This is a genomic window from Streptomyces sp. 3MP-14 (assembly GCF_006334905.2).
Lineage (GTDB): Bacteria > Actinomycetota > Actinomycetes > Streptomycetales > Streptomycetaceae > Streptomyces > Streptomyces triticirhizae.
Genome location: NZ_VDLZ02000001.1, coordinates 102,771 through 123,712 on the forward strand (window position 1 = coordinate 102,771; position 20,942 = coordinate 123,712).

The following is a 20,942-nucleotide window of genomic DNA, read 5'->3' on the forward strand; positions in this document are numbered from 1 at the left end:
CCTAGGCGGGGTGCGGAAGGCGGGCCCGGCGTTCGGCGCGGAGTGTGTCGCGCAGCGTCCGGCCGTTGTGCTGTGAGGTGCGGACCGCCTTGCGGATGGCATCGGCGGTGAGCTGGTCCGTGGGCCAGTCCCGGGTGATCTCCCGGGCCTGGGCGAGGAGTTCGGCGGGTGAGCGCGAGGCCCTGGCCGTGGGCGGCCCCGGCTCCGGCTCGGGCCGCTGGTCCTGGCCGGCGGTCGGGCCGTCCGGGGACAGCTCGCCGAGGCGCAACAGGACCCGGGTGCGGACCGGGGCGCGGCGGCGCCAGGCCCGGCCGTACCGCTCGCGCAACTCAGCGCGGACCAACTGCCGTTGCCGTTCGCGGGCCAGAGCCTCGCGGTAGCTGGTCGTCTCCCAGAGCACCATCCGGCGCCAGAGCGCCAGCGTGGCGAACGGGGCCAGCAGCCAGCGCGAGCGACGCACGCGCTCCATGCGGGTGCCGGTCGCGGCGCCGATGCGCACGGCGTAGGCGTGGGCGGCGATCTCCGACAACACCACCCACAGCAGCGGCATCACGCCATGGGCGATGCGGGCGGGCACCGTGGCGCCGGCCGCGACGTTCAGCCAGCACGTCACCCCGGTCAACGCCCAGGGCACGGCCCGCACCCAGGCCAGGGCCATGTTCATCCGCACCAACAGCAGGTGCGCCACGGTGAAGACGGGAATGGCCAGGTCGATGCCGGCCGGCAGCATCCACGGGGCGTCGAAGCCCCAGCGGACGGCGGCCCCGGAGACGGCGTCGAACGAGGACGCCAACCCGAGCGCGCCCACGGCCACGGCACCGACCGAGGTCGCGCCGAGCAACCAACGCTCGCCCCGGCTCAGCGGCTTGGCGGTCATGCGAGACCACCGCCGAGGGGACGGACGGGGACCGCCGCGAACAGCCTGACGTGCGGCGGGCCGTCGGGGCGGAACCCGCACATGGCCTCGGTCCAACTCCACTCCTCGCCGGGCACGACGGCGAAGCCCAGCGACGCCAGGGCCTCGTCTCGCTCCGGCAGCGTGGGGGTGTCGGCGGCTCCGGACCAGGTGTGGGTGGGCCAGTCCGAGACCTGGCCCGGGCAGGTCGCCACGGTGAGGTTCCAGGTGGGCTCAGGGAACAGCGCCCCGCAGCAACGGAGCCCGAACAGGGCGGTGTGGGTCGGGGCGTTGCTCATGCGACCGCACCCCGCCGCCTGTGGGTCCGCGCCCGGGGACGCAGCGGAACGGTGCGCATCAGAGCCTCGGCGTACTGGGCGTCCAGGGCGGTGATCTCGTCGTCCTGGCCGGCGTGGCGAAGCTCGTCGAGGTTGTCGGCGGCGGCCGCGACGCGCGCCGCCCGCTCCTCGTCGCTCTCGTGCCCCAGCGGGCCCCGGAACAGGTCCAGGTCGATGCCGATCGGCACGCCCGCGTGCTCCGGGTCGTCCACCGCGCTGTCGCGGTAGGGGGTCATGGGATTTCTCCTGTGTCGTGGGAGGCGGGGAAGGTTCGCGGTCCGGTGGGCGACCTTGGCGGGGAGTCCCACCGGCCGGGCGAAGTTCGGAAGCTGCGGCGTCAGACCCGCACGGTGCGGGGGCGGTTCACGACGTGGACGAGGAGTCCGCCGATGGTCAGGAACGAGGCGAACGCCACGAAGACCGACATCAGCGGCGCGGCGCCCAGGCCGTGGATCTCGTTGCCGTTGGCAATGGCGATGACCAGGGCGATCACGATCACGACGAGCGTGACCACGGCCCGAGGGGTGCTCATACGGTCGCGGACCCGCGCCACGTGCTCCACGGCGCGCGGGCTGACCGTGAGCGAACCCCGCCCGTTGGTGTGGAGGTGAAGGACGGCCCCACCGCCGGTGTTGGTGATGCTGACGACCATGCCGAGCGTCTGGTCACTGCGGACGCGAACCACGTCACCGATGGCGATGCGCATGACGAACCCCCTGTTGGGTGTGTGAAGAGGAAGGCACAGCAGAGGACTTGAGTCATCAAGACCTCAAGTCATCAACTCCTCTTGAGGAGTTGATGAGACGACTATGACGGTCACTCAGGTAGAGGTCAAGTCCTCAAGAGGAGTTGATAAGCTGAAGTCCTGGTGAGTGACGGGACTTGAACCCGTCACTCACCAGGGACCTACGACCGGGTGGTGAACACGTCATGCCGAAGGCGTACGAAGAGATCGCCGATGACCTGCGGCGACAGATCCAGGCCGGCAAGTGGCAGCCAGGCGAACGCCTCCCCTCCGAGGAGGAGTTGCGCCGCACCTACGACCGGGGCGTGCCCACTATCCGTCAGGCGCTCGCGGAGCTGGAGACGGAGGGGCTGATCGACAAGCGCCACGGCAAGGGCACCTTCGTCCGTGTTCCGCGCCGGAAGGTGCTGCGCACCAACGAACGTCACCAGTGGGAGAAGGACCGGGCTCGCCAGGCCGAGGAGGTCCGCGCCCAGACCGGCGTGACTGAGCACGACACGGGCCTGACCGTCAACGACCTCGTGTTCAACGCCCGCTTCTACGAGGTCGAGGCCGGCGAGGAGTTGGCCGAGGCGTTCGGCGTGCCCGTGGGAACCGCGCTGGTCGAGCGGGTCTACCGCACTCGGTACGCCAGGGAACCGGCCCCGTTCAACCTCACCCACTCCTACCTGGTCCGCGACCTGGTGGCCGGCAACCCGGACCTGCTCGACGAGACCAAGGAGCCCTGGCCCGGGGGCACCCAGAACCAACTCCACACCGTGGGCATCGAGTTGGACCGGATCGTGGAGGAGGTCATAGCGGCCCGCCCGCCCACGCACGAGGAGGCGCGCGAGCTGGGGATGTCCCCGGGCATGGCGATCATCCACCTCCGCAAGACGTGCATTGACACCGACGGCCGCGTGGTCGAACTCTCCGACATCACCCTCCCCGGCGACCGAACCCGGATGAAGTTCGTGACCCCGCTGGTGCGTTGGTGATGGCGATGAACCAGCGGTTGGTCACGGTCGTCACCGCCGTCCACGCGCCCAGCGCGCCGTTCCTGGCGGAGGCGTACGAGTCGATCCGCGCCCAGGAGCTGCCCGCCGGTTGGGACTGGCAGTGGGTGATCCAGGAAGACGGCGTGAGCGACACCGTGCGCCAGGCCGTCCCCGAGGACCCACGCATCAGCTTCGGACAGGGCCGACCCGGCGGCCCCGGCGTCGCGCGCACCATGGGCCTGGCCCGCGCCGAGGGCGCCTTCCTCAAGGTGCTGGACTCCGACGACATGCTCACCCCGGGGACCCTCGCCCGCGACCTGGCGGTGCTCACCCGCAGCCCAAGCGTCGGCTGGACCACCTCGCGGGCTCTCGACCTGTTCCCGGACGGGTCCACGAAGGGTTTCGACCAGGACCCGCAGGACGGGCCGCTGGAACGCGGCGAGGTCTTCCGGCACTGGCGGGCCAACGACCACCGGCCCCAGGTCATCCCCGGCTCGCTGTGCGTGCGGACCGAGCTGGTGTTGGCCCTGGGCGGCTGGATGGCGTTGCCGGCCTCGGAGGACACCGGGCTGTTGCTGGCGTTGAACACGGTCAGCAGGGGGTGGTTCATCCGCGAACCCGGCCTGTACTACCGGAAGTGGCCCGGCCAGGTCACCAGCCAGGCCCCGCACGTCGACAAGGAGGAACGCGCCGCCCGCGCCGCCGTCGCGGAAGCCCGCGTGCGGGCCCTTGAGGCGTTGGGCGGCTGGCGCTTCCCGTCGTCCGTGGCTACCGCTACGGGCGGTTGATCGGGATCTCGTAGACGATCTCGCAGTGGGCGGCCGGCACCACGATGTCGGCCGTCTCGACCGGGCGGCCGTCCTCGGCGTAGTAGGTGCGCTCGATCGCGGTGACCAGCGCCCCGCGCTGAACGCCCAGCAGGTGGGCTTCCTCCGTCGTCGCCGTGCGGGGCTCCGGTTGCTCGACGGCGTGGCTGATGGTGATGCCGATGGCGGCCATGCGTTCCACCACGCCCTTCCCGGCGTAGGGTCCACCCTCGGGTAGGACGATCAGGGTTCCGCCGGTCAGGTCGTACGGCTCCCAACTCGTCGAGAGCTGCACGGGTTTGCCGTTGCCGAGGAATTCGTACGCCGTGCGCACGGTCAGCGCGCCCGCCTCGATGCCCAGTCGGCGGGCGATGTCCTCGGGGGCGGGGACCTTGGCTTCGGTGCGGTGCTCCCAGGTGCCGGCCCGGCCGAGGGCGGCCATGTCCGCGCGGAACGGGGAGCCGCCGCGCTTCTCCCGGGCCAGGCTGCGGACCATGCGCAGTCGCGCCCGTGGCTCGGCCACGTAGGTCCCTGAGCCGGCCCGGCCTTCGAGGAGGCCTTGGGAGATCAGGTGTTCCTGGGCTCTGCGGACCACGTTGTCGCCGACGTCGTACTCCTCGGCGAAGCGGGCTCGGGAGGGCAGTCGGTCCCCGGGCTGCCATTCCCCGCTGGCGATGCGCTGCCGGAGCACGTCAGCGATGCGGAGATAGGGCGGCTGCTCTGGCATGTAGCCAAATCTAGTCCACTAGCTCTAATCTAGTTAACTAGCTTTACCGTCAGTGACTCCACAGCGACGGAGGATTCGCCGTGCCCGCACCTGCTTCCCGCGCGCAGGACATCGCAGCACGCCTCAGCGCTGCCGGATTCACCCCGCGCCTCACCCGCCACCCCACCCACATCCGCATCGAAGCCGACGTGCCGGCCACGGTCAGCCCCGAGCGCTGGCACCTGCTGCTGGCTGCCCTCGCCCTCGGCGACCGCTTCGGGCTGACGGGCGACGCCGAACAACGAACGGCCTGGGCGCATATCCACCACGGCCAGTCCGCGACGGCCACTCACCACAGGGAACCGACGACGTGAATCTCCACACCACCGCCCGCGCCACCTCCGGCGTGTTCCAGCCCCACCAATCGACCATCAGGGAACGGCCCGGATTCCTCCCCGACCCGCGCTGCGACTGGTGCGACGTCGCCACCGACGACCTCGCGCTCATCGACATCATCGGCGGCGTGACCGGCCCGGCCTGGGGCGTCCACGCCTGCCCGCCCTGCGTGAAGAACGAGGGGCTGACCGCTCTCGCGGACACGTCGCCGGCGGAGCGCTGATGAGGGACGAAGCGCTCACCCCCATCACCATCACCCCGGACACGGTTCGCCTCCTGGACGTCCTCGACATAGGCGGCCGTCAGCTCCGCGTCATCGACCTCCGCGCACTCCGCGCCGGCCACAAGCTGCTGATCTTCGAGACGGGCGAAACCCTCACCCTCACGCCCCGCAGCCTGTTGAACGGAGGGCGCGCGGTCCCCTACGAGTCGCCGTGGCGTCGAACGCCCGGACCGTGGGGGAGGGTCTGACCATGCGCACCGTCCAGTACCAGCGCATCGCCGACGAACTCCGCCAGCAGATCACCGGCGGACACCTCGCCCCGGGCGAACGACTCCCCTCCGAGCAGCAGTTGGCCAGCACCTACCGCGTTGGCGTCCCCACCGTCCGCCAGGCCACCACCCAACTCGAAGCCGAAGGGCTGGTGGACAAGCGCCACGGCCGGGGAACCTTCGTCCGCGCCCAGCAACCACGCACCCAGTACCGCGACGACCGCCACGCCTGGACCGAGTGGAAACCCACCCCCGCGCACACCACCCACCGCACCGTGCGCCGGCGCGAGGCCGACCGCCCCCTGTCCGCCCTCTTGGCCGTGCCCCTCGGCACGCCCATCACGGAGTGCCGCTACACCACCAACACCCCTGACCGGGCACCCCACATCGTGGTCCACGCCTACGTCCTCCCCGACCTCCTCCCCGGCCCCGGGCCCGCCACGGCACCCGACCCGTGGGCGGACGACCTCCACCGGGCCCTGACCACCGCCGGCATCGAGCTGGCCACCGTCACCGAACGCCTCACGGCCCGCCCGCCGACCGCCGACGAGGCCCAGGCCATGAACCTCCCCGGCGGCGTCGCCCTGTTGGAGATCACCCGCACCACCACCGACACCACCGGCCGCATCATCACCGCCGCCCGCCTCCACCTGGCCGGCGACCGCACCGAGGCCATCTTCAGCAGACCGGCCCCACAACCCAACTGAGCTGCAACACGCCCCGCCTGTCCCACCGGTCCCACTGTCCGGCCCATCGCCGACGAGACGCACACCCCTGAACTTCCGCCGACCCATCTCCGGCGTCGGCCCCGCCCGGAAGGTTGACCCACCCACCATGCCCAACCTCGCCCTCTCCCTGACCATCGTCAGCGAGGACATGGGGTGCCTGTGATGCGCCCAGCAGCCGCCGTCAGGACCACCGTCCCCTACATCACCCAATGGACCGGCGAACACCCAGCGGCCACGCCCGTCGTGGCCCGACACGGCCGCCTCGCCTACGCCGACGAACGCCTCTTCGACCGGGACGGGGACGGGGTGCTCTGGCGCCGCGTCCCCTCCACCCCGGGGAAAGGCAAGCCGGAGTTCGGCGCCGTACACCCACTACGCCAACGCGTCGCTCTGGCCGGCCTGTTGTGCCAGATCTGCGCCAAGCCCGCAGACCGGAACGAAGACGGCGTGCTATGGCTCATGGGAGACGCCACGGACAACCCCGGTGACTGGCCCCAGGGGTTGGAGACGGCCCACCCGCCCGTCTGCCTGCCGTGCGCGAGGCTGTCCGTCCGGGCCTGCCCACACCTGAGGCAACGCTTCGTCGCCCTCCGCGTCCAGCGCTGGACCCTGGCCGGAGTCCAAGGCGCCCTCTACCGCCCCGGCCTCAACGGCCCCATCCTCACCGGCGCCGCCGGCCTCCCCTTCGGCGACCCCGACATCGACTGGATCATCGCCACCCAACTCATCGCCCGACTCAACCGCTTCACCTTCACCGACCTCGAATCCGAGGTTGGGGAGGCCGGGGGCTTCACCGGCGACCGCCCACAGCGTGAGTGACAACCCTCTCCACGACACCAACGCACCGCGCAAGCGCGGCACACACAGCGGCGGCGGCCTCCTGGGCCGCCCCGCTGTCTCCGGCCCGCTCCGGCCCGGAAACGCCGGCCGCGCACCAACCAGCCATCAGCCGTCGAAGGTTGTTGTCTGGCGCACCGTCGTGGCTGGGGGGCGGCTCCACGGCTTCAGGCAGCCCGCTTGGGGCGAGCCACGAAGATCGGGGCCCACATCGGGCACTTTCGGGCAGGTCCAAGGCCTGCCCGATCCGCCGGCCTGCGTAAGGGGCCCGATGCCCTGCCTGAAGCCGGCTCCGCCGGATCTGTTCCCCCGGTCCTCTGAGCGACCGGTGCGCGCCGACCGGCCTTGCCTATCGTCCCCAGCGAAACCCCCACTATTACCTGTTTAGCGGACGTTGTTGCGGACGACACGCACGGTGGCCGGAGAGGGGCCGCACCGCTACTGCTCGGCCGGAAATTGAAGGAGTATTTCGTCGATTGGTCGAAAGTTAACTGGGTGCTCGACGACTAGTTTTCTTCCCGAGCCGTGTCGCACCTCTCCTTGTACGATGACAGCTCTCCTGGCGCGATGCCAGATGACAGCTTCCTGATAGGCTTCATAAGGGAGGCGAACGCGAATCTCTGATCGCCTACCCCGTCGGATGGTCGAGATCGTGGCGAAGCCAAACTCATCGTTGCCGACATGCCTCAACTCCACGATATTGCCAGAAAACGTTGATGTGGAGTCGTCGCGATGCTTTTTGAGTCTATTGGCAACCTCCTCGATTTTACCCGAGGCGTCTGACTCGATCGTCACCGATTCCGGTATAGTCTCTGGGGCGGGAACAGCCGGAGCCCAATCAAAACTGGTCTCGAACTCGCTAACCGAAGGCTCTGAGAGAATCCTAGCTAGCGCTGAACAGAATTCTTTGCTAACGCCTCTCGCGATGACGGCATGCAGGTCATCCCCGCTTGGCGACCGTTCAGGTTCGACGATGATTTCCCGAACAGCCATAAGAGACTGCGCGAGGGTGCGTGTCACGCGTCGCTCGAAAGGTTCCGGTGCAGCGCGGAGTAACTCAAGGCCCTCGATCTGTGGCTGCGTAATGGTGCCCGTCTCTTCGACTGGCGGCAGCGGAATCAGGATCGGAATGATGAAAGAGCCTTCCTGGGTATGGTCCATGCGACTCTTGCGGAGAACCGAATCCCCCTGACGGGCGTAGTTTCCTCCGATGTCTCCGCGCTCTCTCCACGCTGTGGTGCCCACTGCCCGGAGCAATCTGCGCGCGGATGCGATCAGCGTCGATGCAGACTCGAAAGGGATTGTGTCTGTGATCGCGCGATCGTTCGCTGCGCGTAAGTAGGTCACGTCCATGAGGTGGTAACGAATGCTTAGAGCGACGTCGGAGATACTCTTGCGCTCAAATCTTGCAATCCGCTCAACAATTCCCTTCGAAATCCCCGGAGCGTCAGCGATGTCGGAAGGAATGCCGATCATCGCGTCATGACGATTCCAAATCGTCCCCGCGATTCCGGGAGGCTGGCTTTCCCACCCATTGGCGCGAAGGTATGTGTGGATCTGCGGTATCGTCGGCATTCTTGTGGTGCGTGGACTCATAGTGTGGGAGTGAAGCATGAGTTCACCTCTTTTTCCCACTGGGTCAGAGTTTCGACAGTCAGTCGCTGCGTTTTAGGTACCACGATTTTATCGGAGGGGGTGACCTCATTGACCCTTACCCAAAATGCCGCAGCCTTGTGGTCGGTTCCTGTGGCGTGGTGTTGAATCCAGTTTGAAGCATCATTGTGTTCAAGAATGACAAGGATGAAATAAACTGGCACCCTTGATGTCGCCCAACTCTCGCGCCAATGTAATTCCGAATTCCATGTCGCACTTTTTCCGGCGATCTTGAACTGTGAGCTACATTTGACCTGAACGCGTGCTGCTGCTATCGCGAACTCAAGGCTCCCGTCGACGGCAATGGCGTCTTCATCTGGCGACGTCTCGTTGAACCCTACGGCGGCCTGGCTGAATATCGATCGCACATATGCGACGCCGTATCTCCCTTTCGCGGCTGACGCATCTAAGGTGGAAATTGACCCCACGCCTGCCCCCCAGTCGGCAGCGAATCCTGAATGGTGGCTTCCGTTCGGTGCATACCGCTCGCTGCCCTCGTCGAGTTCACGGTGCAGCCATCGAGAGCTTACCCACTGCGTGGAGTTGTGTCACTACCTAGCGTCGTTGTCGTCGCTGGTTCCGGTGTCGGGCTTGGGTGTCACACTGGAACAGCCAGCATCGGTCGGCACTGGTCCCCACTGTCACAACAGCGCCCGCAACGACCCCAGACGACTGGTCACTTTCGAGCTATGGATCAGAACATAGCGATGCTCCATGCCCTGCCGTCCCGTCCCGTCTCACTTCCCGTCTCATTCGCCGCCGTCCGCCCAGGTCCGCCCGCGTCCGCCGCCCCGCGCTGCCCCACGTCGCGCACCGCCCCGAACCCCGGCGAACGTACGCCCTCCCCACCCCACAGACCTGCAAAGCGAGTTACACGGGTTCGATTCCCGTCACGGCCTCCCCGTTCCGCCTCTTCAGGCGGTCTCCTCCCCCCTGCCGGTCTCGTCGCCGGTCTCGTCGCCGGTCTCGTCGAACCGGCCGGACACGTCCCCGCGTTCTCGGGGAAACCTCCCCGGTGGGCATGGCGTGCGACCATGCCCGGACAGTGCCGCGCACGACCAAGGAGGCAGCCGCGATGTCCGAGAACGAGCCCGGGAGCCCCGAGCGGACGGCCGACCGCTTCATCACCGTCTCGCTGGACAAGCGAGGCGTCAGCTGTACCGCCAGGCTGCTCGACGACCGGGCGCCGATCACCTGCGACGCGGTGTGGAACGCGCTGCCCCTCGGCGGGGACGTCTACCACGCCAAGTACGCGCGCAACGAGATCTACGCCCTGGTCCCGCCGTTCGCCCCCCAGGAGCCGCCGCTGGAGAACCCGACCATCACCCCCATCCCCGGCGACCTGTGCTATTTCACGTTCACCGACACCCAGTTGGGCACCAGCTCCTACGGCTACGAGAACGACGCCAAGCACCAGGGCCGCACCACCGTCGTCGACCTCGCGCTGTTCTACGAGCGCAACAACCTGCTGATCAACGGCGACGCCGGCTGGGTGCCCGGCATCGTCTGGGGCGCCGTCGTGGACGGCCTCGACCGGATGGCCGACGCCTGCCAGGACCTCTGGCGCGCCGGCGCGTTGGGCGAGACGCTCAGCTTCCGCCGCGCCTAGGCCCCGGCCCCGGACAGCGCGCCGATCGCTAGGGCGACGGCGGCAGCGGCGGCTCCGGCACCCCCGCGATCCCCGCCGCGTAGAGCGCGTGCGCCGCGCGCAGCACCATCGCGTCGCCGTGCCGCGGCCCGACCAGGTGCAGCCCGATCGGCAGCCCCGCCGCGTCCCGCCCCACGGGCAGCGAGGCGGCGGGCTGCTGGGTCAGGTTGAACGGATAGGTGAACGGCGTCCACTCCGTCCACCGCCGCTGCCCCGAACCCTCAGGCACCTCAACTCCCTTGGCGAACGCGGTGATCGGCAGCGTCGGCGTCACCAGCAGGTCGTACCGCTCGTGGAAGGCGCCCATCGCCCGGCCCATGCCCATCCGCACATCCACGGCGGCCAGATAGTCCAGCGCGCTGTAGCGCGCGCCCCGCGCGCGGATCTCCGCGAGCCCCGGGTCGAGCGCCGCCACCTGCTCCTCGTCGAAGAACTCGGTGACCCGCGCCGCGCCGCTGAACCACAGCACATGGAACGCCTCGCGCATCTCGTCGAACGAGGGCAGCGGCGGGTCCGCCTCCTCCACCTCGGCGCCCAGCTCCGCCAGCCGCGCCACGGCCCGCCCGACCGCGTCCGCCACCTCGGGCCGCACCGCGACCTCCCGCATCCTCGGCGAGTAGGCGACCCGCAACCCCCGCACCCGTTCCGCGCCGCCGACCAGGGCGCCGGCGAAACTGCTGGTGGCCGGCGCCAGTTGGGACCAGTCGCGGGAGTCGGGGCCGCTGATAACGTCCAGCAGCAGCGCCGCGTCCCGCGCGTCCCTGGCCATCGGCCCGACATGGGCCAGCGTGCCGAAGGCGCTCGCCGGGTAGAGCGGCACCCGCCCGTAGGTCGGCTTGAGCGCGAAGATCCCGCAGAACGCGGCCGGGATGCGGACCGAGCCGCCGCCGTCCGTCCCCAGGCTCAGCGGCCCGGCGCCCAGCGCGACGGCGGCCGCGCTGCCGCCGCTCGACCCGCCGGAGGTGCGCTCGGGCGCGTACGGGTTGCCCGTCGCGCCGTGCAACGGCGAGTCGGTGACGCCCTTCCACCCGAACTCGGGCGTGGTCGTCTTGCCGACCAGCACCGCCCCCGCCTCGCGCAGCCGCGCGACCGAGGGCGCGTCCTCCTCCCACCGGTCCCCGGCCGGCACGGCGGCCGAGCCGCGCCGCGTCGGATGGCCGCGCTGCAACAGGATGTCCTTGACCGTCGCCGGCACCCCGTCCAGCGGGCTCAACGGCGCGCCCCGCCGCCACCGTTCGGTCGCCGCCCGGGCCTGCTCGGCGGCGCCCTCGTGGTCGATCAGCGTGAACGCGTTCACCGCCGCGTGCGCCGCCTCGGCGCGTTCCAGCACGGCGGCGGTCGCCTCGCTGGGCGAGGCGTCGCCGGCCGCGAACGCGGCCCCCAACTCGGCGGCGGTCAACGTGGCCAGATCCGTCATGTTTCCTCCCCTGGGACATAGCCGAGCCGCTTGTCCACGACGTTGAACAGGGGGCGACCGGCGTGCCAGCGATCGAAGTTGTCCACGAACTGCTCGGCGAGGTCGTCCCGCCAGCCGAAGGTGTCGCCGCTCATATGGGGCGAGATCAGCAGGTTGGGCACGTCCCACAGCGGGCTGTCGGGGCCCAGCGGCTCGTCGGGCAGCACGTCCAGCGCCGCCCCGGCGATGCGTCCTGCGCGCAGCGCCTCGGCGAGGTCGTCCACGACCACGTGCGCGCCCCGGCCGATGTTGATCAGCCGCGCCGTGGGCCGCATCAGCGCCAGCGTCGCCGCGTCGAACATCCCGGCGGTCTGCGGGGTCAACGGCGCCGCGCAGATCACCCAGTCGGCCTCGGGAAGAAGTTCGGGGAGTGAGTCGGCGGAGTGGACCCGGCCGAAGGCGGGGTCCCGCTCCCTGGCCCGGCGGCCCACCAACTCGACGGTCACGCCCAGGGTTTGGAGGAGGGCGCCGATCCGGCGGCCGATCGGTCCCGAGCCGACGACCAGCGCGTTGCTCCCGTAGACCTTTGCCGTCTCCCGGTGCAGCCAACGGCGCTGGGACTGGGCGACCCACGTTCCCCGAAAATCCTTTGCCAGAGCCAACACGAGCCCGGCCACATATTCGGCGATCGGGCGGTCGAAGACGCCGCGCGCGTTGGTGATCACCGCGTCGGATTCCAGAAGTTCGGGAAAGAGCAGCCGGTCGACTCCGGCGCTGGCGGTGTGCACCCAGACCGGTCGCGCCCCGGCACCCGGCCAGGCGTGCCGTACGGCGTCGGAGAGAAAGTCCCAGACAAGCAGGACATCGGCCTCGGGCAGCCGTTTGGCCAGCGAGTTCGCGTCGCTGTACAGCACGTCGGCGCGGCCGGCGAGCCGGTCGAGGCGGGGTGGCGGATCGTCGTCCAGAACCAGGACACGAGGTGCGGTCATGAGGGAGAAACCGTTCCGAAACGAATGGCTGTTTGATTGGTAGAGCGAGGATTGACCACGCTAGGAACCGGAACTACCTTCGTCAACGAAGGCATCTAGCGAAAGCCAGTATCCCGGCCGGGGTTTCCCCCTCCCCCAAGCCGCCCCTCCGTTGTGAATCGGGGTCCCGACATGGATGTCTCCTTTTTGGGCGGGCCGCAACCGCAGCGCGGTGTCGGAGTCGTCGCACCCTTTGATTTCGCCCTCGACCGCGAACTGTGGCGCTGGGTCCCGGACGACGTCTCGCTCCATCTGACCCGCACCCCGTTCGTCCCCGTCGAGGTCAGCCTCGACCTCGCGCGGCTGGTCAGCGAGCACGAGACGCTCCGCGAGGCGGTGCGGGCGCTGATCGCCGTCTCTCCCGAGGCCGTGGCCTACGCCTGCACCTCGGGCAGCTTCGTCGGCGGCCTCGCCGGGGAGCGGGCGATGGCCGCCGCCATGACCCAGGCCGGCGAGGTCCCGGCGTTCACCACCTCGGGCGCGCTGTTGTCCGCGCTGCGCGAGCTGGGCGCGGAACGGGTCGCGGTGGTGACGCCCTACACCAGATCGGTCACCGACGCGCTGGAGGACTACCTGCGGGAGGCCGGCATCCAGGTCTCGGGCCGCAGCTATCTCGGGCTGACCGGGGAGATCTGGCGGGTCGGCTACCGGGACGTGGTGGACATGGCGCGCGAGGCGGTGCGCGGGGCGCCGGACGCGCTCTTCATCAGCTGCACCAACCTGCCGACCTACGACGTGATCCCGCAGCTGGAGGCCGAGTTGCGGATGCCGGTGATCTCCGCCAACCAGGTCACCATGTGGGCGGCGCTGCGGGGCATCGGCAAGGCGGCGGTCGGCCCCTACCAGGCGCTGCTGGACTCGGCGGCGCGCAGCGGCCCGGCCTCGATGGCCCCGCTCCCGCTGCCGCCCGTGGCCGCGGACGCGCTGCCGGAGCCGCCGCTGCCCGAGCCGGCGCTGGCGGAGGCGGTCGAGCCGCCGCAGGGCTTCCAGGAGGGCTACCCCGACCCGTTCGGCGACGGCCTGCCCGACGCGTTCCCCGACGACGAGAGGTGAGGTGACCGATGGTCGCGACGGTTGGCTTTCTGTACCCCGGGTACTCGGCCGAGGACGACTATCCGCGCCTTGAGGCCATGCTCAACGAGGCCGGCGCCGGGGCGCGGCTGCCGCTCGTCCACACCGACATCGGCACCGACGCACACCGGGTCGAGGCGCTGCTGGAGATGGGCTCGGTCGACCGACTCACCGCCGTCCTGGGCGAGTTGACCGCTCCCGAGGGAGCGGCCGGAGGGAACGGGACGGCCGTGGACGCGGTCGTCTGGGCGTGCACCTCGGCCAGCTTCGTCTTCGGCCACGAGGGCGCCTTGGAGCAGGTCCGCCGGCTCTCGGCGGCGGCCGGGCTGCCGGCCTCCTCGACGTCGTTCGCGTTCGCCCGCGCGGTCGCGGCGCTGGGCGTGCGCCGGGTGGCGGTGGCGGCGACCTATCCGGACGATGTGGCCGGGCTCTTCGCCGACTTCCTGAAGGCCGCCGAGATCGAGGTGGTCGCGACGCGCGGCAGCGGCATCATCACGGCGGCCGAGGTGGGCACCTGGGGCCGGGACGAGGTGCTGCGGCTGGCGGAGGCGGGGGACGACCCGGAGGCCGAGGCGGTGCTGCTGCCGGACACGGCGCTGCACACCGCAGCCTGGGTCGCCGAGGTGGAGGAGACACTGGGCAAGCCGGTGTTGACCGCCAACCAGGTCACCGTCTGGGAGGGGCTGCGCCTGCTGGACCACCAAGCGGTGTGCCCGGCGCTCGGCACGCTCTTCTCGGCGCGCGGCGTCTGAACGGGGGCGCGGAATGGTTCGGTACGGATCGGAACGGGCTGCTCGGCGGCGCCTCCCGGCGTGAACCCGGGCGCGCATCACGGACGTTGCACGGTCCCGAGGTGGAGCGGCCGGCCGGCCGGTTCAGGCGAGGCCGGGGGCGGCGGCGTCCGTCGCCGCGTCGGCGGCGGTCGCGCGGGCCGCCTCGCGCGCCCCGGCGCGCGAGCGGTGGCGCTTGCCGGCGGTGCGGAAGGCGTGGATCGCCAGGCCGTGCTCCCGCGCCCCGCGCACGGCCTCCTCCCAACTCAGCGCCCGCAGGCGCTCGTTGCCGGTGCCGAAGAGCGGCCCGGCCGCGCGGCCCGCGATCAGCGGGGCGAGCAGGTCGAGCGCCCGCGCGCTCAGCGCGACGGGGAACGGCGCGCCGGCCCGCGCGATCAGCCCACCGTCCTGGTCCACCTCGGCCACGTCGAGGGAGAGCAGGTCGAGCACGCGGATGTCGGTCTCCCAGAGCAGCTGCCACAGCGCCCGATGGAGGGAGGGGATGGAGTCCTCCGCCAGCAGGGCGTCAAGTCTCTCCGGGGTGATGGTTTCAGCCATGATCGTCATAGATGGGCAGTATTCCGCCATCGCCGGGCGCCGTACAGGGGTTGGGGCCGGCGGAGCGCTTCGCTGACGTCCCGTCACTCCCGTCGAGGGCGTGGGGTCAACGGCCCGCCAGCATCGCCGCCAGGTGGTCCGGCGGCAGCGGCCTGGCATAGTGCCAGCCCTGGCCCGTGTCGCAGCCGATGCGGCGCAGCCGCTCCGCCTGCGCCGGGCCCTCGACGCACTCCGCCGTCACCGTGAGCCCCAGCTTGTGGGCGAGCTGCACCAGCGAGGTCACGATGGTCTCGTCGGCGGGGTTGAGATGGCGCGCGGTGCGGAAGCCGCGCACGAAGGTGCCGTCCAACTTCAGCGCCCGCACCGGCAGTCGACTCAGATAGGCCAGGTTGGAGTAGCCGGTGCCGAAGTCGTCGATGGCGATCCGCACCCCCATGTCGGAGAGCGCCTGGAGCGCCTGGAGCGGGCGGCCGGCCGAGCCCATCACGTCCGACTCCGTCAGCTCCAGCTGCAACAGCCCCGACGGGAGCCCCGACTCGCGCAGCGCGCAGGCCACGTCGTTGACCAGGTCGGAGTCCCAGACCTGACGGACGGCCACGTTCACCGAGACGAAGAGCGGCGGCCCCGGGTGCTCCAGCTGCCAGCGGCGGGCCTGCCGGCAGGCCTCGTTCAGCACCCAGCGGCCCAGCGGCACGATGGCGCCGTTCTCCTCGGCCAGGCCGATGAACCGGTCGGGCCCCAGCATCCCGAACTGCGGGTGCCGCCAGCGCACCAGCGCCTCCGCACCGCGCACGATGTCGTCGGCGAGCCCCACGATCGGCTGGTACTCCAGGGTGAACTCCCCGCGCTCCACCGCGTGGCGCAGGGTGGAGGAGAGCGACTGCCGGGTCATCCGGTGGGCGTTGCGCTCCGGGTCGAAGAGCGTCCAGCGGGCCTTGCCGTCGGCCTTCGCCCAGTACAGCGTGGTGTCGGCGGCCTGCATCAGATCGGTGGGCGTCGTGCTGGCGCATTCTCGCTCCACCACCCCGATGCTGGCCGAAACCGCCAGCCGCTGGCCGGCCAGGTCGAACGGGTGCTGGAGCGCCGCCAGCATCGCGCCGGCCAGCACGGTCAACTGCTCGGTGCTGGTGGAACTCTCCACCAGCACCGCGAACTCGTCCCCGCCGAGCCGGGCCACCAGATGGCCGCCGGCCCCGGTCGCGCACTCGGTGAGCCGCTTGGCCGCCGCGCCCAAGAGCTGGTCGCCGACCCGGTGCCCGAGGGTGTCGTTGACCGCCTTGAAGCCGTCGAGGCCCAGGTAGCACAGCCCGATCCGGCCGGTGGCCGAGTCGGCGAGGGCGTTGGTGAGCCGCTCGAAGAAGAGGGTGCGGTTGGGCAGCCGCGTCACGGGGTCGTGCATCTGGATGTGGCGCAGGCGCTCCTTCAGCTCCCTGCGCTCGCTGATGTCGGCGACCGTGAGCAGCGCGACGGTGCGCGCCCCGCCGGTGGGCGCGACGGTGATGTCGGCCCAGAGCGTGTGCCCGTCGGTGTGCTTGAGCCGGCGGACGCAGCGCAGCAGCTCGCGCTGGCCGGCGAGCACCGCGTGGTAGGAGCCCTGGGTCCGGTCGTCGATGCCGATGCCGGCGATCGCGTCCGCCGAGCGGCCGGCCAACTCCTCGGACGGCACGCCGAGGAGGGAGCCCAGCGCGGGGTTGGCCGAGATGATCTGCCCCGATCTGCCGACCATGGCCATGGGCAGCGCGGCGATGTGGAACGCGGCCTGGTAGTCCCGGAGAACATCACTCTCCGTGAGGGCGTGGGGAGTCGCGGCGAGGCCGCCTCCGGGGTTCTCGCCCGGTCCTTTGAAGGGTCCGTTCACCGACTGCTCCGGGAGGGGATGGGGCGCCCGCGGATGGTGCCGTCGGGCACTCCCCGGCTGCCCGCCTGGCGTATCCACGCTGGAAATGTGCCGATCATAGAGGTTCGGGCGTGGGCTGAGCCAGTGCCCCGTGGGCCTGTCCCGATTCCCCGAGGGCACGTTTTTGATGGGCTCCAGTCAATTTTCGTCCAGCTTCCGGTCATGTCCCGGACGACCCTCAGACATGCTTTCGACCAGTTGATCGTTTCTGCTCGGGCGCTTTTCTCCCGCGATCGTTCGGGACTGATGTCTACGCAGGGTAATCGCCGACGCGTTACCTGACCGGGCTAGCGAAACAGGGCGTAAGCCGGCAAAAACGAACAAAGTGGACTCGGCGTATCCAACGGCTCGACGGGAGGTCGCAGTGCGCCGTGACCATCGCCGCCCAGCGGCCGTCCTGACCGCGCTCGCCGCGTTGCTCGCCACCACCATGACCTCGGCCCCCGGCACCGGCGCGCTCGCCGACGAGCCCTGCGGCCTGCCCCGTTCGACCGTCCACCACTCCCTGGGGCTGGACAGCTGGAACGACGACTACCCGCGCCCGGTCGGCACCCTCGACGCGGTGATGCTCTTCCTCTCCTTCCCCGACGCCGAGCCGGAGCTGAGCCCCCAGCGCATCGCCGAGGACTACTTCCCGGCCACCGCCGAGTACTTCGACCGTTCCTCCTACGGCCGGCTCACCCTGGAGACCGAGATCGTGGGGGAGTGGCTGGAGATGCCGGCCGACTCCGTCGACTACGGCATACAGCGGGACTGGCCGTCCGAGCTGCGGGCCGACTACCTCCACGACGCGCTCTCGGTCATCGCCCCGAGGATCGACCTGTCGGCGTTCGACGTGGTCTACCTGGTCGCCGACCCCGACGCGCCCGGCGTGGACTCCGACGCCACCAAGGTCGTCAACTTCAACTCCCCGATCACCGTCGGGGAGGCCGAGATCCGCCGCCTGGTGACCGTCTTCGAGCACCGCAGGCCCGACCGCAACGTGCTGGCCCACGAGACGGGGCACGTCTTCGACCTGCCCGACCTCTACAACCGGCCGACCGAGGGCACGGGCGACTGGGACACCCACGTCGGGGACTGGGACCTGATGGGCAGCCAGTTCGGCCTCGCGCCCGATCTCTTCGGCTGGCACAAGTGGAAGATGGGCTGGCTGGACGCCGAGCACATCGCCTGCGTCCGCTCCGCCGGCACCAGCCTGCACACCCTCGAACCGCTCGGCGCCCCGCTCGACGAGCGGAACCCGACCGCCGACACCCGGCTCGCCGTGGTGCGCACCGGCCCGGCGGAGGCGCTGGTCGCCGAGGCGCGCACCCCGATCGGCAACGACCGCGACCTGTGCACCAGGGGCGTGCTGCTCTACCGGGTGCGCAGCGACGTGCCGTCCGCGGACGGCCCGGTGGAGGTGATCGACGGCCATCCCGAGACGGAGGCCTGCCACGGCACCTCGGTCCACCCCCGGCTGGCCGACGCCCCGCTGGAGACCGGCGAGAGCTATGTCGACGCGGCCAACGGGGTGCGCGTCGAGGTCGGCGAACGGACGGCCAGCGGCGGCTGGCACATCAGGGTGGACAAGGAGGAGTAGGGCCCCCTCACACCGGACCGCCGCATGGCGAAGGGCCTCCGGTCTGTCGACCGGAGGCCCTTCATCAGGTGCGCCGCCAGGGACTCGAACCCCGGACCCGCTGATTAAGAGTCAGCTGCTCTAACCAACTGAGCTAGCGGCGCCTGCTGACGTCGTAGACACTAGCACCCCGAACCGGTGAAGCAAAAATCGGATTCGCGGGCGGCCAGCGGGGCGTTTGCCCAGCCCACAGGGCCGCTGCCGGAGCGGTGCGCCGACGCCCCGGACCCGGCTGGGGCGGGGGTCACGCCCGGCGCCGCAGCAGCTCGCGGCCGAACTCGATCATCTTGACGGCGTAGTCCTCGGTCCACCCCGCGCGGTCGGCGACGGCGGCCGGGGTGAGGGAGTCGAACCGGGCGGTGTCGGCCAGCTGGGCGGCGGCCATCGCCTGGTACTCGACGGAGCGGTCGGCGGCGTTCTGGAAGGCCGTGGCCAGCTCGGTGGCCCGGTCCAGCAGCTCGCGCGGCTCGCTGATCGACTCCAGCGAGAAGAAGTGCTCCTCGTCGGAGGAGCCGGCGGGCGGCTCGAAGAAGAGCGCGGCCGGGCGGCGGAACTGGGGCGGTGTGCCGGAGGGTTCGCGGCCCTGGCCGGAGTCGGTCATGCGGGGATCAGCCTCCTGGTCAGGACGGCGGAGTCATCTGGCTTTCCGGTGCGGTCGACGGTGCGGCCGACGTTCCATTGTGCCGCGCCCTGGGGATCGGCGAGGGCACGGCGGGGGCGCTCGCGCCGGCGCTGTCGCCCATCTCACGCCGGCGCGGGCGCCGGTCCTGGTCGTCGATGGTGGGGAGCGTGCGGTAGTCCGGCGCGGTCTCCCGGTTCTCGTCCCAGCCGAACCGGCTCCGCAGCCGCCCCGACAGCACCAGCAGCGGCCTGGCCAGCAGCAGCCCGACGACCATCACGGTCGTCCCGGCTAGCGCGTCCAGGAAGTAGTGGTTGGCGGTGCCCATCACCACGATCACCGTGATCAGCGGATAGAGGACGGCGGCGGCGCGCACCCACAGCGAACGCCCCCCGTAGTGCCACAACGCGACCCCGCACCACACCGACCAGCCCACATGGAGACTCGGCATGGCGGCGTACTGGTTGGTGAAGTCGCCCATCCCGCTCGGCGCGCTGGCGTCGTCGGCCCACCAGCCCCAACCGCTGTACTGGGCGAGGCTGTCCACGAAGCCGTGCCCGCCGGGCAGCAGCCGGGGCGGGCTGGTCGGCATCAGCGTGAAACCGATCAGGCCCAGCATCGTCGAGGTCAGCAGCCAGGTGCGCATCAGCCGGTAGCGGCTCGGGCGACAGTGGAAGAGCCAGACCAGCACGATCGGGGTGACCACGTAGTGCAGCGACGCGTAGGCGAACGAGGACGGCACCCCGAGCCACGGCTCCTGGGTGAAGAGTTCGTTGAGCGGCTCCTCGGCGTGCAGCCACAGCGCGCGCTCCAGTCGCAGGATGCTCAGCCCGTTGTCCACGGCCGTGCTGACGTCCCCCCTGGCCAGCAGCCTCGCGCCCGAGTAGGCCGCGTAGGCCACCAGGATCAGCAGCAGCTCGGTCCACCAGCGTGGCCGCTGTTTGGGCATCGGCGCGAACTCCGGATCATCTCGTCTTCGGCTGTTGGTCAGGTGTACGTCAGTCCACCGTAAGGCGGACCGCTCTCGGTGAGACGCCCGGGGCGCCCCGTGTGGTTGCGTGAGGAATGATGTGTGACGTTCGAGACGCGAGTGATCGCACCGGCGGTCGCGACCGGTCACCATCGGTCATGTCACGAGAGGAAATCCATGCCTGGGCGCATCCTGTTGGTCCGACACGGACGAACGGCCTGGTCGGTCTCGGGACGGCACACCGGGCTGACGGATGTCCCGCTCCTGGACGAGGGGCGCGAGCAGGCCAGGGTGTTGGGGCAACGGCTGCGGCGCGTCCCCTGGAACGACCTGCCGGGCGCCGAGGTCCGCACCAGCCCGCTCTCCCGGGCAGCCGAGACCTGCGCGCTGGCCGGCTTCGGCGACCGGGCCACGCCCTGGGACGCGCTGCTGGAGTGGGACTACGGGCGCGAGGAGGGCCTGACCACCGAGGAGATCGCCGAACAGCGCGGCGGGGACTGGGTGATCTGGCGCGACGGGGTGCGGGACGGCGAGAGCATGGCCCGGCTGGCCGAGCGGGCCGACGAGGTCGTGGCCTGGGCACGCGCCGCCGACCGGGACACCGTGGTCTTCGCCCACGGGCACATCCTGCGCGCGGTGGCGGCCCGTTGGCTGGGCCAGGAGGTCGACTTCGCGGCCCGGCTGAAGCTGGAGGCCGCCGCGCTCTCGGTGCTCTCCTGGGCCTACGGCGAGCCGGCCATCGAGCGGTGGAACGACACCGCGCACCTGCCCGACGCCGCCTGAGGAACGCG

The 20,942-nt window shown here is 70.5% G+C and carries 25 protein-coding genes and 1 tRNA gene; 12 read left to right on the forward strand and 14 right to left on the reverse strand.

The window, feature by feature from the left end:
* Window position 1 precedes the first annotated feature (1 nt).
* From FH609_RS00430 to FH609_RS00445, 4 genes are all read right to left on the reverse strand, one after another.
* Window positions 2-877: a DUF2637 domain-containing protein gene (locus FH609_RS00430; protein ID WP_139665804.1), complete on the reverse strand. Its 876-nt coding sequence runs from the start codon at window positions 875-877 to the stop codon at window positions 2-4.
* On the reverse strand, window positions 874-1,194 hold the full coding sequence (locus FH609_RS00435; RefSeq protein ID WP_139665803.1) for a DUF6303 family protein: 321 nt from the start codon (window positions 1,192-1,194) through the stop codon (window positions 874-876). The genes FH609_RS00430 and FH609_RS00435 overlap by 4 nt, the downstream gene beginning before the upstream one ends.
* A complete protein-coding gene (locus FH609_RS00440; protein WP_139665802.1) occupies window positions 1,191-1,469 on the reverse strand; it encodes a hypothetical protein in 279 nt (92 codons plus the stop codon). The genes FH609_RS00435 and FH609_RS00440 overlap by 4 nt, the downstream gene beginning before the upstream one ends.
* 101 nt (window positions 1,470-1,570) lie before the next feature.
* On the reverse strand, window positions 1,571-1,939 hold the full coding sequence (locus FH609_RS00445; protein WP_139665801.1) for a hypothetical protein: 369 nt from the start codon (window positions 1,937-1,939) through the stop codon (window positions 1,571-1,573).
* Between the two features lie 224 nt (window positions 1,940-2,163).
* Between FH609_RS00445 and FH609_RS00450 the strand changes: the two genes are divergently transcribed.
* A complete protein-coding gene (locus tag FH609_RS00450; RefSeq protein WP_139665800.1) occupies window positions 2,164-2,955 on the forward strand; it encodes a GntR family transcriptional regulator in 792 nt (263 codons plus the stop codon).
* A gap of 5 nt (window positions 2,956-2,960) precedes the next feature.
* Window positions 2,961-3,743, forward strand: a complete 783-nt coding sequence (locus tag FH609_RS00455; RefSeq protein WP_139665799.1) for a glycosyltransferase family 2 protein — start codon at window positions 2,961-2,963, stop codon at window positions 3,741-3,743.
* Here the strand turns inward: FH609_RS00455 and FH609_RS00460 are convergent.
* Window positions 3,730-4,488 carry a GntR family transcriptional regulator gene (locus tag FH609_RS00460; RefSeq protein WP_139665798.1) on the reverse strand — a complete coding sequence of 253 codons (759 nt, stop codon included), beginning with the start codon at window positions 4,486-4,488 and terminating at the stop codon, window positions 3,730-3,732. The two genes, FH609_RS00455 and FH609_RS00460, sit on opposite strands and share 14 nt — an antisense overlap.
* A gap of 80 nt (window positions 4,489-4,568) precedes the next feature.
* Between FH609_RS00460 and FH609_RS00465 the strand changes: the two genes are divergently transcribed.
* The 5 genes from FH609_RS00465 to FH609_RS00485 all read left to right on the forward strand — a co-directional run bounded on the left by FH609_RS00465 (window position 4,569) and on the right by FH609_RS00485 (window position 6,902).
* Window positions 4,569-4,841, forward strand: a complete 273-nt coding sequence (locus tag FH609_RS00465; RefSeq protein ID WP_139665797.1) for a hypothetical protein — start codon at window positions 4,569-4,571, stop codon at window positions 4,839-4,841.
* Window positions 4,838-5,086, forward strand: a complete 249-nt coding sequence (locus FH609_RS00470; protein WP_139665796.1) for a hypothetical protein — start codon at window positions 4,838-4,840, stop codon at window positions 5,084-5,086. Before FH609_RS00465 ends, FH609_RS00470 begins: the two co-directional genes overlap by 4 nt.
* Window positions 5,086-5,334: a hypothetical protein gene (locus FH609_RS00475; RefSeq protein ID WP_139665795.1), complete on the forward strand. Its 249-nt coding sequence runs from the start codon at window positions 5,086-5,088 to the stop codon at window positions 5,332-5,334. Before FH609_RS00470 ends, FH609_RS00475 begins: the two co-directional genes overlap by 1 nt.
* Before the next feature lie 2 nt (window positions 5,335-5,336).
* A complete protein-coding gene (locus tag FH609_RS00480; RefSeq protein WP_139665794.1) occupies window positions 5,337-6,062 on the forward strand; it encodes a GntR family transcriptional regulator in 726 nt (241 codons plus the stop codon).
* A 183-nt stretch (window positions 6,063-6,245) separates the two neighbouring features.
* The gene (locus FH609_RS00485; protein ID WP_226961288.1) at window positions 6,246-6,902 is read left to right on the forward strand and encodes a hypothetical protein; all 657 of its coding nucleotides are present in this window, start codon (window positions 6,246-6,248) and stop codon (window positions 6,900-6,902) included.
* A gap of 456 nt (window positions 6,903-7,358) precedes the next feature.
* Here the strand turns inward: FH609_RS00485 and FH609_RS00490 are convergent, their stop codons facing one another.
* Together FH609_RS00490 and FH609_RS00495 are read right to left on the reverse strand one after the other, a co-directional pair.
* Window positions 7,359-8,516: a hypothetical protein gene (locus FH609_RS00490; protein WP_139665793.1), complete on the reverse strand. Its 1,158-nt coding sequence runs from the start codon at window positions 8,514-8,516 to the stop codon at window positions 7,359-7,361.
* A complete protein-coding gene (locus FH609_RS00495) occupies window positions 8,513-9,001 on the reverse strand; it encodes a DUF4365 domain-containing protein (RefSeq protein ID WP_226961289.1) in 489 nt (162 codons plus the stop codon). Before FH609_RS00495 ends, FH609_RS00490 begins: the two co-directional genes overlap by 4 nt.
* Window positions 9,002-9,648: 647 nt before the next feature.
* On the opposite strand from FH609_RS00495, the gene FH609_RS00500 reads away from it, so the two are divergent.
* Window positions 9,649-10,182, forward strand: coding sequence for a DUF3830 family protein (locus FH609_RS00500; RefSeq protein WP_139665791.1), 534 nt, complete (start codon window positions 9,649-9,651; stop codon window positions 10,180-10,182).
* Between the two features lie 28 nt (window positions 10,183-10,210).
* Here FH609_RS00500 and FH609_RS00505 read toward each other — a convergent pair whose 3' ends face one another.
* A complete protein-coding gene (locus FH609_RS00505) occupies window positions 10,211-11,638 on the reverse strand; it encodes an amidase (protein ID WP_139665790.1) in 1,428 nt (475 codons plus the stop codon).
* Window positions 11,635-12,606, reverse strand: coding sequence for a D-2-hydroxyacid dehydrogenase (locus FH609_RS00510; protein WP_139665789.1), 972 nt, complete (start codon window positions 12,604-12,606; stop codon window positions 11,635-11,637). The genes FH609_RS00505 and FH609_RS00510 overlap by 4 nt, the downstream gene beginning before the upstream one ends.
* A gap of 171 nt (window positions 12,607-12,777) precedes the next feature.
* Here FH609_RS00510 and FH609_RS00515 point away from each other — a divergent pair, with 171 nt between their 5' ends.
* The gene (locus tag FH609_RS00515) at window positions 12,778-13,698 is read left to right on the forward strand and encodes an aspartate/glutamate racemase family protein (RefSeq protein WP_139665788.1); all 921 of its coding nucleotides are present in this window, start codon (window positions 12,778-12,780) and stop codon (window positions 13,696-13,698) included.
* 8 nt (window positions 13,699-13,706) lie between these two features.
* Entirely contained in the window at window positions 13,707-14,468 is a 762-nt protein-coding gene (locus FH609_RS00520; RefSeq protein ID WP_139665787.1) for a decarboxylase, read from the forward strand.
* Window positions 14,469-14,591: 123 nt separating this feature from the next.
* Here the strand turns inward: FH609_RS00520 and FH609_RS00525 are convergent, their stop codons facing one another.
* Together FH609_RS00525 and FH609_RS00530 are read right to left on the reverse strand one after the other, a co-directional pair.
* Window positions 14,592-15,044 (reverse strand): hypothetical protein, encoded by a 453-nt coding sequence (locus FH609_RS00525; protein ID WP_139707816.1) that lies wholly within the window; start codon window positions 15,042-15,044, stop codon window positions 14,592-14,594.
* 106 nt (window positions 15,045-15,150) lie between these two features.
* Window positions 15,151-16,902, reverse strand: coding sequence for a putative bifunctional diguanylate cyclase/phosphodiesterase (locus FH609_RS00530; RefSeq protein WP_139665785.1), 1,752 nt, complete (start codon window positions 16,900-16,902; stop codon window positions 15,151-15,153).
* A gap of 403 nt (window positions 16,903-17,305) precedes the next feature.
* On the opposite strand from FH609_RS00530, the gene FH609_RS00535 reads away from it, so the two are divergent.
* Entirely contained in the window at window positions 17,306-18,523 is a 1,218-nt protein-coding gene (locus FH609_RS00535; RefSeq protein ID WP_226961290.1) for a M6 family metalloprotease domain-containing protein, read from the forward strand.
* A gap of 69 nt (window positions 18,524-18,592) precedes the next feature.
* On the opposite strand, the gene FH609_RS00540 is transcribed toward FH609_RS00535, so the two are convergent.
* From FH609_RS00540 to FH609_RS00550, 3 genes are all read right to left on the reverse strand, one after another.
* Window positions 18,593-18,666: transfer RNA gene (locus FH609_RS00540), tRNA-Lys, on the reverse strand.
* A gap of 140 nt (window positions 18,667-18,806) precedes the next feature.
* Window positions 18,807-19,163, reverse strand: coding sequence for a hypothetical protein (locus FH609_RS00545; RefSeq protein ID WP_139665784.1), 357 nt, complete (start codon window positions 19,161-19,163; stop codon window positions 18,807-18,809).
* 19 nt (window positions 19,164-19,182) lie between these two features.
* Window positions 19,183-20,130 carry a phosphatase PAP2 family protein gene (locus FH609_RS00550; RefSeq protein WP_139665783.1) on the reverse strand — a complete coding sequence of 316 codons (948 nt, stop codon included), beginning with the start codon at window positions 20,128-20,130 and terminating at the stop codon, window positions 19,183-19,185.
* Window positions 20,131-20,328: 198 nt separating this feature from the next.
* Here FH609_RS00550 and FH609_RS00555 point away from each other — a divergent pair, with 198 nt between their 5' ends.
* On the forward strand, window positions 20,329-20,934 hold the full coding sequence (locus tag FH609_RS00555; RefSeq protein WP_139665782.1) for a histidine phosphatase family protein: 606 nt from the start codon (window positions 20,329-20,331) through the stop codon (window positions 20,932-20,934).
* Window positions 20,935-20,942: the final 8 nt, after the last annotated feature.

What these genes read in the sequence shown, in the direction of transcription:
- FH609_RS00430 (WP_139665804.1), bottom strand. Translation starts at nt 877, where the DNA reads ATGACCGCCAAGCCGCTGAGCCGGGGCGAGCGTTGGTTGCTCGGCGCG.
- FH609_RS00435 (WP_139665803.1), bottom strand. Translation starts at nt 1,194, where the DNA reads ATGAGCAACGCCCCGACCCACACCGCCCTGTTCGGGCTCCGTTGCTGC.
- FH609_RS00440 (WP_139665802.1), bottom strand. Translation starts at nt 1,469, where the DNA reads ATGACCCCCTACCGCGACAGCGCGGTGGACGACCCGGAGCACGCGGGC.
- FH609_RS00445 (WP_139665801.1), bottom strand. Translation starts at nt 1,939, where the DNA reads ATGCGCATCGCCATCGGTGACGTGGTTCGCGTCCGCAGTGACCAGACG.
- FH609_RS00450 (WP_139665800.1), top strand. Translation starts at nt 2,164, where the DNA reads ATGCCGAAGGCGTACGAAGAGATCGCCGATGACCTGCGGCGACAGATC.
- FH609_RS00455 (WP_139665799.1), top strand. Translation starts at nt 2,961, where the DNA reads ATGAACCAGCGGTTGGTCACGGTCGTCACCGCCGTCCACGCGCCCAGC.
- FH609_RS00460 (WP_139665798.1), bottom strand. Translation starts at nt 4,488, where the DNA reads ATGCCAGAGCAGCCGCCCTATCTCCGCATCGCTGACGTGCTCCGGCAG.
- FH609_RS00475 (WP_139665795.1), top strand. Translation starts at nt 5,086, where the DNA reads ATGAGGGACGAAGCGCTCACCCCCATCACCATCACCCCGGACACGGTT.
- FH609_RS00480 (WP_139665794.1), top strand. Translation starts at nt 5,337, where the DNA reads ATGCGCACCGTCCAGTACCAGCGCATCGCCGACGAACTCCGCCAGCAG.
- FH609_RS00485 (WP_226961288.1), top strand. Translation starts at nt 6,246, where the DNA reads ATGCGCCCAGCAGCCGCCGTCAGGACCACCGTCCCCTACATCACCCAA.
- FH609_RS00490 (WP_139665793.1), bottom strand. Translation starts at nt 8,516, where the DNA reads ATGAGTCCACGCACCACAAGAATGCCGACGATACCGCAGATCCACACA.
- FH609_RS00500 (WP_139665791.1), top strand. Translation starts at nt 9,649, where the DNA reads ATGTCCGAGAACGAGCCCGGGAGCCCCGAGCGGACGGCCGACCGCTTC.
- FH609_RS00505 (WP_139665790.1), bottom strand. Translation starts at nt 11,638, where the DNA reads ATGACGGATCTGGCCACGTTGACCGCCGCCGAGTTGGGGGCCGCGTTC.
- FH609_RS00510 (WP_139665789.1), bottom strand. Translation starts at nt 12,606, where the DNA reads ATGACCGCACCTCGTGTCCTGGTTCTGGACGACGATCCGCCACCCCGC.
- FH609_RS00515 (WP_139665788.1), top strand. Translation starts at nt 12,778, where the DNA reads ATGGATGTCTCCTTTTTGGGCGGGCCGCAACCGCAGCGCGGTGTCGGA.
- FH609_RS00520 (WP_139665787.1), top strand. Translation starts at nt 13,707, where the DNA reads ATGGTCGCGACGGTTGGCTTTCTGTACCCCGGGTACTCGGCCGAGGAC.
- FH609_RS00525 (WP_139707816.1), bottom strand. Translation starts at nt 15,044, where the DNA reads ATGGCTGAAACCATCACCCCGGAGAGACTTGACGCCCTGCTGGCGGAG.
- FH609_RS00545 (WP_139665784.1), bottom strand. Translation starts at nt 19,163, where the DNA reads ATGACCGACTCCGGCCAGGGCCGCGAACCCTCCGGCACACCGCCCCAG.
- FH609_RS00550 (WP_139665783.1), bottom strand. Translation starts at nt 20,130, where the DNA reads ATGCCCAAACAGCGGCCACGCTGGTGGACCGAGCTGCTGCTGATCCTG.
- FH609_RS00555 (WP_139665782.1), top strand. Translation starts at nt 20,329, where the DNA reads ATGCCTGGGCGCATCCTGTTGGTCCGACACGGACGAACGGCCTGGTCG.